The sequence below is a fragment of the Bacillus sp. GMs2/2 genome, from assembly GCF_050172095.1.
GTDB classification, from domain to species: domain Bacteria; phylum Bacillota; class Bacilli; order Bacillales; family Bacillaceae_G; genus Bacillus_A; species Bacillus_A cereus.
The window spans coordinates 1-8,875 of sequence record NZ_JBNLYE010000167.1 but is presented as its reverse complement, the minus strand read 5'-3'; the positions used below and the strand labels follow the sequence as shown (position 1 = coordinate 8,875).

Genomic DNA, 8,875 nt, shown 5'->3' with positions numbered 1-8,875 from the left:
TCAAAACTTCGCACAGCTTTCTTCTATATCAATTCCAAAGGTTGATTGGATGCATGAATCTATCTTTTTCTCAGCAAACCAAATGATACATACTTCTAATCATTCAACACCATTATTCCCTTACATATGGGAAATATATTTTATATCGATTGTTCGTTTTACTTTTACCCTTGCGATCGGATTTTTCATAAGTTTGGGTATCGGCCATTTATTTTTCAAAGTACCTAACTCGTTTAAAAAGTTTACTACTGTATTGAAATGGATACCTTACTCTTTTTGCACTGTAGTATTACAATGTTCAGTCTTATTACTACTTCTATACATCGCACAATTTATAAACCTTCCTTACTACTCATCATTTATCATCGTATGTAGTACTTCCATGATTATCGTTATGCAAGCAGTAAAAAAATGGATTCCTTTCTTAAAAAACACAAATGAATATGAACTAAAACATGATTCTTTTCTTGTGGATACATTGTTTTTGGCGCTTACTTCGAATCATAAATCAATTTTAGGTTCCATTATTCTTTCATTCGTTTTTATGGAATGCGTTTTTCATGCAAATGGACTGTTACAATTTATCGTTCAATTTGGCGGAAATTCACCCATAATTGTTACAATCGGCTTATTACTACTCTATATCCCATATAGCATACTTTCTTTCCTTCAAACACTATGGACCACAAACTACTCCAAGCAACAGTCATACACTTTAACGAGAAGTGTTCCAAAACCTTAATTTAAAATAACCCTCTATAATCTAAAAGTAGGGGGTTATTCCTTTTGTATAGCGGACAAAATAACAGCAAATTCAAAAACTATTACAGAAACATACCAATATTTACCCTTTTCCTTTGACTATTCTTTTCATTTGGATTTATTATAAAAGTATAACATAATTGCAGGAGGTGACATCTTTATTCCAAACCTTGGAATGGAGAACACGCTTGGACATATTAAATATTTTTCTCATCTTTGTACTTATTCTTATTTCTGGCTTTTTCGTTGCATCAGAATTCGCTGTTGTAAAAGTACGAAAAAGTCGAATTGACCAACTTGCAAATGAAGGTAATAAACAAGCTTTAGCTGCAAGAAGCGTCCTATCTAATTTAGATGTTTATTTATCAGCTTGTCAGCTCGGAATTACAATCACTTCTTTAGGGCTTGGTTGGCTTGGTGAACCAACTGTGGAGCATATACTACGACCGCTCTTTGAAAAAATTAATATTACTGGAACAATGGCTAACACTTTATCTTTTGTTATTGCCTTTAGTGTTATTACCTTTTTCCACGTTGTATTAGGTGAATTAGTTCCAAAGTCTTTCGCAATTCAAAAAGCAGAAGCAATCACACTCAAATTTGCAAGACCGCTTATTTTATTTGATAAAATTATGTACCCATTCATTTGGCTACTCAATAGTACAGCTATATTTTTCACAAAATTACTCGGATTAGAACCTGCGAAAGAAAGTGAACTTGCTCATTCTGAAGAGGAATTGCGACTCATTTTAGGTGAAAGTTTTAAAAGCGGTGAAATAAACCAAACCGAATATAAATATGTAAATAACATTTTTGAATTTGATGATCGAGTTGCAAAAGAAATTATGGTTCCTCGTACCGAAATGATTTGCTTATCTACTGAAAATACGTTAGAAGAAAATATGGATATCGTCGCTACTGAAAAATATACACGCTATCCAATTATCGAAAAAGATAAAGATGATATCATTGGGATGATCAATACGAAAGAAGTATTCCATGATCAAACGAAAGGTATTTATAAACCACTTGAATCTTATATACATCCTGTTCTAACTGTATTTGAAACAGTTCCAATTCGTAAAACATTAGTCCACCTTCAAAAAAATCGCGTTCAGATGGCAATCGTTATGGATGAATATGGTGGTACTGCTGGACTTTTAACGATGGAAGATATTCTTGAAGAAATCATTGGAGAAATTCAAGATGAATTCGATGCGGATGAATCACCTATGATTGAAAAGCGTACACCTAAGCTTACTGTTTTAGATGGAAAGGTGCTTATTTCTGAAGTAAATGATATGTTTGGCCTACATATTGATGATAGTGATTTAGATACAATCGGAGGATGGCTTCTTTCTCAAGCAGTTGACTTAAATATTGAAGCTGGCTACTCCATTGAATATGCTGGTTTTCAATTTAAAGTATTAGAACTTGATGGACATCAAGTCAAAAAAGTTGCTGTACATAAACTAGATATTAAAAAGGAGCTATAAAGTGACTGTTTTATTAACAATTTGTATCATTGCCTGTTTCATTGTTTCATTTCTCGCCTTCATTTATCCAATTATCCCTGGCATACTAGCTGTCTGGGCTGGATATTTGATTTACCATTTCGGTATAAATGGAGGCGAATTAACAACTTCTTTTTGGATTATTCAAGTCATTTTCACTCTTTTCATTTTCGTTGCTGATTTTATTGCAAATGGATATTTCTTAAAAAAATACGGTAGTTCTAAATGGGGCGAACGTGTCGGAATGATTTCTATCATTGTCGGATCTTTCTTCTTCCCGCCATTCGGACTTATTATCATACCGTTCTTATCAGTATTTATAACAGAACTAGTGCATAAAAAAGCGCCAAAAGATGCCTTTCTAGTTGGAGTCGCTACTGTAGTTGGTTTTTTAAGCAGTACAGTAGCGAAAGCAATTCTCCAAATCATTATGATTATCATCTTCTTGTGTTATATCATCTTTTAACCATCCCGACTTCGGGATGGTTTTTTTAATATGCAATACCTACTCGACTATTTTCATATATGTTTTTCTTACATAGATCCCATGCAAAGTGTGCTGTATCACCCACTGTAATTTTTGATCCACCCTCTGGCAATATATCTTTTTCAGTTCGATATACCTCTGTCGCCTCACCATCTATTAAATGTGTCGGACAAACAACTGTCCAACATAAATTATTACTATTACTTAGTACTTTATATGCAGCCAAATGATCTTCCGCTGCCGTTGTCGTTTTCCTTTTTGATTCCGTTGATTGAAAACGATATAAATTTAGATTTGTTCTTGCTTGTAAAATACCAGCTGTTCCTATTGTTATGATTCTACGAACCCCTTCTTCTTCCATTTGCTTAATGATTTGTGGCATACTCTTCCCTAATGTTCCATTTTGATCCGTTCCAAGTGCACTAATTACTATATCGCTTCCTTCTATCACTTTCTTTATATCATTTTCGTTCAATACATTACCTTCTATCACTCGTAGCCTTTCATGTTGTATTTCTATTCTATTTAAATCACGCGCTAATGCAGTCACTTCAGCTGAATCCTTTAATGCTAAATTAATTATGTTTGAACCTACTCGTCCTGTTGCTCCCAATATACATACTTTCATTTGTTTTCCCCCTCTTTCATTCTCTTTCTATTTTTCAATAGTCTCAGTCAATTTACAACAAAAAAGCTTCCTCATATATGAGAGGAAGCTTTTTTATTACTTTATTTCTTTTCTTTAGAATCAGTAGACTTCTCGGTTCCGCTTGTTTCTTTATCCTTTTTATCCTCTTGTTGTGTTGTTGTGTCGTCTTCTTTCTTCTTGTCCTCACCTTTACTACAACCTACCATTAATAAAGAACTTGCAAGTGCCATAGCAGTTAATGATTTAACCCATTTATTCATTTGCGTTTCCTCCTTGTGATAGAATATGTACAACCTCATATTACTCTCTATTTTTAAAGGAGAGATTGAAAAACAGTAAATATACGGTAAATTTTTGTAAATCTTCTGATAACAAATCCTAATTTTAATTTATATATTTCATTTCCAATCGATACACAATAAAACTAGTTTTTTCTCTCAATGGACGTAAAAAAACTAAGGCGCATACCATTTCGCCTTAGTTTCTCATGCAAACTTTTCATTTTCATATAGATGTGTAATCTTATATTCCTTCTTCATAACATATTGCCACACACTATAAGCGTAACGGTTCATTTTCAGGAAACAATTTTCCAAAAATGAGCGAAACTCTGGATTAGCAACTTCCACTGCAACTTGAGCAAACTTTAAAGCTAATCGTTTCAAGTGCGCAATATAACTGGTTGCAATATGAATATCCCCTGTATATTTACTAACTGTTTCCTTTTCCATTTCATGCAAATCAAACTCCGTTGTTTCACAGGTTATATGTTGCACATTCTCTCCTTCTTGAAAATTTACTTGTTCATTATATGCTTGTAACATATATGGTAAATGGTGCTGTAATAGATTTTTTAATTCTTCGTCTCTGACCTTTCCAGCATACTCTCCAACCTTGTATATTAGCATATAACTATATCTCATTAATTCTTTCATACAGTCCATTAAAGCGCCTCCCTTCTCTTTTGTCCATATACTATAAATATGATGCTAAAACATTCGCTATTCTTGCTAAAAACCAATCCCATCTACTAATTTCCTCAAAATCTTCTTCAGAAAATTGTTTTGATTTATGAAAGTCTACCTGTAATCGACTCCATACTTCATCAACAACTGTTTTATCATATATGATACAGTTAGACTCGCAATTTAAATAAAAACTTCTATTATCAAAATTCGCTGTCCCAATATCAACAATTTCTCCATCTATGATTGTTACTTTCCCATGAAAAAATCCATTTCGATATTGATAAATCTCCGCTCCAGCATGTAACATATCTTTCAAATATGGATAGGCAGCTTGTTTTAACAATATGGCATCACTTTTAAATGGCACGAGAATTTTCACATTAACACCACGATTTAATGCAGCTTTTAACTCTTTCACCATTTCTTTACTTGGTACAAAATATGGTGTAGCTATAATTAAAGACTTTTTAGCTTTTTTTAAAAGTGCCCCATACTTTTCCCATAAGCCTTTTCCATTTGAAAATAAATATTGATATTTTATATTCCCTAATGTAGGTATACTTTCATGTATAGGCATTTTTTCTCCTGTATCTTCTTTCCAATCTTCGGCGAACTTTCTTTCCATATCCGCTGCACCCTCACCATGGATACGCACGTGATAATCACGCCATGGCCCAAACTTTGGATCTTGTCCAAGGTACTCCTTTCCGATATTAAAGCCACCGACGTATGATACCTTTCCATCTATCGTAACAATACGTCTATGATTTCGTTGATGCAAAGAATAGAACACATTTTTCAGTTTCGGTTTTTTACTAAATGTAAACTTCACACCGTTTTCCTTTAATCGGCTAATTACCTTTTTCTTCAGCTTATATCCACCTATCCGATCGACTGACAATTTCACTTCTACTCCGCTAGATGCTTTTTTCTCTAATAACTGTAAAAATTCTTGGCTTATTTCATCTTTTCCTACAATATAAAAATGGATATATATATATTTTTCTGCATCGTTTATATCCTCAAATAATTTTCTATATAACTCTTCACCGTTCGTATATAGTTGAAATTCACCTAATCGAACTTGTCCTAATTCATATTCACTAGCCATTTCCTTCCCCATTTCTACATCGATGTTCATCCAAATGAATACACCTATTAAACAAAGGATTATAGCGAAAAAGTGCTTCATGGATAAATTCCTTTCTCCACTTACTGTTATTTCTATATCTTCCCTTTTTTATTACATTATCATTCAAGAAAATATGTCATTGCATGATATATGTCCATATCAAACAATAGCTCATTTGCATATTGTATGTTGTATCTTAAAATAAAAGGAGGAAATAACAATGGGCTTCGCACATGGTAATGGATTTGCGCTATTAGTCGTATTATTTATCCTCTTAATCATCGTCGGTGCTGCTTGCTTCTGCTAAGTAGCTACTGCCATATGATATGTGGATGAAAAAACTATAAAAGCGGACACCTATTTTTAGGTGTCCGCTTTTCATTTTAAAACCATTTCTGACTGCTATAGTAACTTAAATGGCTAAATATTCATCTCAAAAGGTTAACAATGTGGCTACTTTCTTACTCTCTGCCTTACGTATATGACGCTGTTCTGCACGTAACACAGCAATACGATGTAATTCTTTCTCTTCTTCGGTTTCAGGGATAACACGCGGTACTGGAACTGGATTATTTTCCTTACTAAGTGCCACAAAAGTAACGAATGACGTTGCCGCTATACGCTTCTCACCTGAAATTAAATCTTCAGCCACTACCTTCACAAACACTTCCATCGAAGTTCTTCCCGTCCAAATTACGAAAGATTCATAACTAACACAATCTGAAGAACGAACAGGATGTAAGAAATCGACCCAGTCCATAGATGCTGTGACACATTCCTTTCTTGAATGTCTGGATGCTGAAATAGAAGCAACCATATCCATCTCCGCTAATATCTTCCCACCAAATAGCGTGTTATGATCATTTAAATCTGTTGGGAAGACTCGGCTCGTTTTGAACACCCTTGACTCATTGGCTGTTTTCCCCTTTACTTCTGTCATTGTTATCACCCCTTTAATGATCTATCCCTAATATTTCAATAATCACTATACTAAATGAACTACACGTTTAATATTAACAACATTCAGAACTTTTAGTCCACAAAAAAGAACCGATTTTATCAATCGGCTCCTCTAAATACATATTGTTCTTTCGGCTGTTCAACTTTATTCCATTTTGTTACTTCTAATACAGGAATATTCGCATGAAACGGCTGATAAAACTCAGTAGTTATCTCTCCTTCTACTTGAATCCAGTCATCATTATTCCACTCTACGCCTTCTGGTTTTTTCACTAACATACCATACACACCAGAATCTGCTACGCAATGTATAATACCGAAACGGAATAAGAAGTATTGTTCTTTTTTAGAAGAATCATCTCTAAAAACAAACCCTTTAAAAGATAATTTTTTCCCAGTAAACTCGCCAGGATAATTATAAATTGTTTCCATACCCTTTAGGAAGTCTTCATCTTTCAAATTAATATTGTCTTTCGTAACAAACTCTTTCTTCCCTTTTTCCATTACACCGCGGTATCCTTCTTTCCCGTAATAAATGCTCGTATCAGGTCTTAGAAATTGTCTTGTCATAAATGGATCCTTACTTTCTGCTTGTGCAACAGGAAAGTGAAAGCCCTTCGCTTTAACAATATCCGAATCTAACGTCGCAATTGGGAAAAATAACCCTGAGATAATTGGAAAACAGAACAATGAGTACGAAAATGCTTTTTTCCACCATGTATTCTCATCTTTTGAATGATCATGCCCGCAATGGCTATGGTCGCAACTGCAATCATTTTTCTCTTTTTCCTTTTGGTGCTCTTTTTGGAAAACGACGATAATTTGTATAATCGTTAAGAAACCTAAAATAATTGCTGCTGTTGTTGATAAATAGGCATACTTCATATTGATATACTTCGTAATGTTACCAGAAATATGAAGCTGCGCAATTAATATTGTAAAACCTAATAATATATATGCTCGAAACATAACCTACCACCCCATCGCATAAATGAGTAGTGAGCTTGCATAAACAACAAGAGTAACTGTAACTATAACAACAATTACAAATTTCGTTTTAAATGTCGCAAGCATCATAAACATATTTTTAATATCCACCATCGGTCCGTAAACGAGGAACGCGACAAGTGAAGCTGTTGAAAACGTACTTTGGAACGAAGAAGCGATAAATGCATCTGCCTCTGAACAAAGTGATAATATATAAGCAAGTCCCATCATAACAGCTGATGAAGAAAACGGACCTTGTCCAATAGCAAGAAGTGTTGAAGTTTGTACAAACGTTTGTACCGCTGCTGCAATTAACGCACCTAGTACTAAATATTTTCCCATTGAGAAGAATTCCTCAACAGCGTGTGTACATACATCCCACATTTTTTTACGCAGTGGACGCTTATTATTCACTTCTGGGAAGTGATCATCTCTTAATTGATGTTCTTTAAACATAAAGGATAATATAATTCCAACGATAATGGCTACGATAATCGCTACAATAGAACGATACCATACCATGTGCATACTACTCCCAAAGGCAACATAAGTAGCAAATAATACAACTGGATTAATAATAGGTCCAGTTAACATAAATGCAATCCCTGCGTATGGTGGAACGCCTTTTCCAATTAATCGTCTTACAATCGGAACAATTCCACATTCACAGCCCGGAAACAACATGCCTAAAAAAGTAGCTAATAAAACAGACAGAAATCGGTTCTTCGGCATCCATTTTGCCACCATATCTTCTGTCACGAACATTTGAATGAATCCTGAAATAAATACACCAATGAGCACAAAAGGAAGTGCTTCGATCAATATGGAGATAAAAATTGTATTCATTTGCAGGAATGCTTTCGGTAATTGAAACAATTCCATGATGTATTTCCTCCAACTTTTCATTAACAATATGTAATTTTAACCCCATTTCATTAATTGAACAAGGCTTATATGGAATACATACCCTTTATATACATTACATTGTACAAGTTATATTCTATTCAAAATTTGAGATTTCATAGCAAAAAAGCTGCTCTAGCGTAGTTGTATAACTATGCTAGAGCAGCTTTCTTATCGTTAAAAGTAACGTTTCTTCCAAAAAACAAAAGCTAACGTGAAAGATAGTGTTACACATATGATGAGTACAATTACAAAACCGTGGGCTTCCCCTTCAAACGGAACCTTTACGTTCATTCCAAAGAAACTAGAAACCATCGTCGGTAAAGATAAAATGATCGTAATTGACGTTAACAGTTTCATAACACTATTTAAATTATTTGATATAACGGAGCTAAAAGTATTCATCATTCCACTTAAAATGTGACTATATATTTCCGCCATTTCAATAGCCTGTTTATTTTCAATTAATACATCTTCTAATAAATCTTGATCGTCTTCATACATTTTTAAAAA

The 8,875-nt window shown here is 33.9% G+C and carries 12 protein-coding genes; 4 read left to right on the top strand and 8 right to left on the bottom strand.

The genetic code is table 11. The features are described 5' to 3' along the window. From ACQGS6_RS18430 to ACQGS6_RS18420, 3 genes are all read left to right on the top strand, one after another. Positions 1–742, top strand: a 742-nt coding sequence (locus ACQGS6_RS18430; RefSeq protein WP_426965402.1) for a hypothetical protein, incomplete at its 5' end; no start/stop codon positions are given. Between the two features lie 208 nt (positions 743–950). Continuing rightward, positions 951–2,258 carry a hemolysin family protein gene (locus ACQGS6_RS18425; protein WP_000353738.1) on the top strand — a complete coding sequence of 436 codons (1,308 nt, stop codon included), beginning with the start codon at positions 951–953 and terminating at the stop codon, positions 2,256–2,258. A gap of 1 nt (position 2,259) precedes the next feature. Next, positions 2,260–2,742, top strand: coding sequence for a DUF456 domain-containing protein (locus tag ACQGS6_RS18420; protein WP_000217334.1), 483 nt, complete (start codon positions 2,260–2,262; stop codon positions 2,740–2,742). 25 nt (positions 2,743–2,767) lie between these two features. Here ACQGS6_RS18420 and ACQGS6_RS18415 read toward each other — a convergent pair whose 3' ends face one another. The 4 genes from ACQGS6_RS18415 to cls all read right to left on the bottom strand — a co-directional run bounded on the left by ACQGS6_RS18415 (position 2,768) and on the right by cls (position 5,572). Further along, a complete protein-coding gene (locus tag ACQGS6_RS18415; protein ID WP_000861653.1) occupies positions 2,768–3,391 on the bottom strand; it encodes an NAD(P)-dependent oxidoreductase in 624 nt (207 codons plus the stop codon). A 101-nt stretch (positions 3,392–3,492) separates the two neighbouring features. Next, positions 3,493–3,672 carry a hypothetical protein gene (locus tag ACQGS6_RS18410; RefSeq protein ID WP_001045960.1) on the bottom strand — a complete coding sequence of 60 codons (180 nt, stop codon included), beginning with the start codon at positions 3,670–3,672 and terminating at the stop codon, positions 3,493–3,495. A gap of 225 nt (positions 3,673–3,897) precedes the next feature. Then, positions 3,898–4,356, bottom strand: coding sequence for a spore coat protein (locus tag ACQGS6_RS18405; protein ID WP_000340542.1), 459 nt, complete (start codon positions 4,354–4,356; stop codon positions 3,898–3,900). Positions 4,357–4,387: 31 nt separating this feature from the next. Then, positions 4,388–5,572 carry a cardiolipin synthase gene (gene cls, locus ACQGS6_RS18400; RefSeq protein ID WP_009326844.1) on the bottom strand — a complete coding sequence of 395 codons (1,185 nt, stop codon included), beginning with the start codon at positions 5,570–5,572 and terminating at the stop codon, positions 4,388–4,390. A 160-nt stretch (positions 5,573–5,732) separates the two neighbouring features. On the opposite strand from cls, the gene ACQGS6_RS18395 reads away from it, so the two are divergent. Beyond that, complete coding sequence (locus ACQGS6_RS18395; protein ID WP_000505094.1) at positions 5,733–5,819, top strand: YjcZ family sporulation protein; 87 nt, start codon at positions 5,733–5,735, stop codon at positions 5,817–5,819. Between the two features lie 126 nt (positions 5,820–5,945). On the opposite strand, the gene ACQGS6_RS18390 is transcribed toward ACQGS6_RS18395, so the two are convergent. The 4 genes from ACQGS6_RS18390 to ACQGS6_RS18375 all read right to left on the bottom strand — a co-directional run. Next, positions 5,946–6,452 carry an acyl-CoA thioesterase gene (locus ACQGS6_RS18390; RefSeq protein ID WP_000141164.1) on the bottom strand — a complete coding sequence of 169 codons (507 nt, stop codon included), beginning with the start codon at positions 6,450–6,452 and terminating at the stop codon, positions 5,946–5,948. A gap of 119 nt (positions 6,453–6,571) precedes the next feature. Continuing rightward, positions 6,572–7,441, bottom strand: a complete 870-nt coding sequence (locus ACQGS6_RS18385) for a TIGR03943 family putative permease subunit (RefSeq protein ID WP_000488043.1) — start codon at positions 7,439–7,441, stop codon at positions 6,572–6,574. 3 nt (positions 7,442–7,444) lie between these two features. Then, the gene (locus ACQGS6_RS18380; protein WP_000418716.1) at positions 7,445–8,341 is read right to left on the bottom strand and encodes a permease; all 897 of its coding nucleotides are present in this window, start codon (positions 8,339–8,341) and stop codon (positions 7,445–7,447) included. Between the two features lie 198 nt (positions 8,342–8,539). Beyond that, a partial coding sequence (locus tag ACQGS6_RS18375; protein ID WP_426965401.1) for a magnesium transporter CorA family protein occupies positions 8,540–8,875 on the bottom strand: 336 nt, incomplete at its 5' end.

Bases quoted from the DNA above. Each gene is read 5' to 3' on its own strand.
- ACQGS6_RS18385 (WP_000488043.1), bottom strand. From the start codon at position 7,441: ATGTTTCGAGCATATATATTATTAGGTTTTACAATATTAATTGCGCAG.
- ACQGS6_RS18380 (WP_000418716.1), bottom strand. From the start codon at position 8,341: ATGGAATTGTTTCAATTACCGAAAGCATTCCTGCAAATGAATACAATT.
- ACQGS6_RS18405 (WP_000340542.1), bottom strand. From the start codon at position 4,356: ATGGACTGTATGAAAGAATTAATGAGATATAGTTATATGCTAATATAC.
- ACQGS6_RS18395 (WP_000505094.1), top strand. From the start codon at position 5,733: ATGGGCTTCGCACATGGTAATGGATTTGCGCTATTAGTCGTATTATTT.
- ACQGS6_RS18415 (WP_000861653.1), bottom strand. From the start codon at position 3,391: ATGAAAGTATGTATATTGGGAGCAACAGGACGAGTAGGTTCAAACATA.
- ACQGS6_RS18410 (WP_001045960.1), bottom strand. From the start codon at position 3,672: ATGAATAAATGGGTTAAATCATTAACTGCTATGGCACTTGCAAGTTCT.
- cls (WP_009326844.1), bottom strand. From the start codon at position 5,572: ATGAAGCACTTTTTCGCTATAATCCTTTGTTTAATAGGTGTATTCATT.
- ACQGS6_RS18390 (WP_000141164.1), bottom strand. From the start codon at position 6,452: ATGACAGAAGTAAAGGGGAAAACAGCCAATGAGTCAAGGGTGTTCAAA.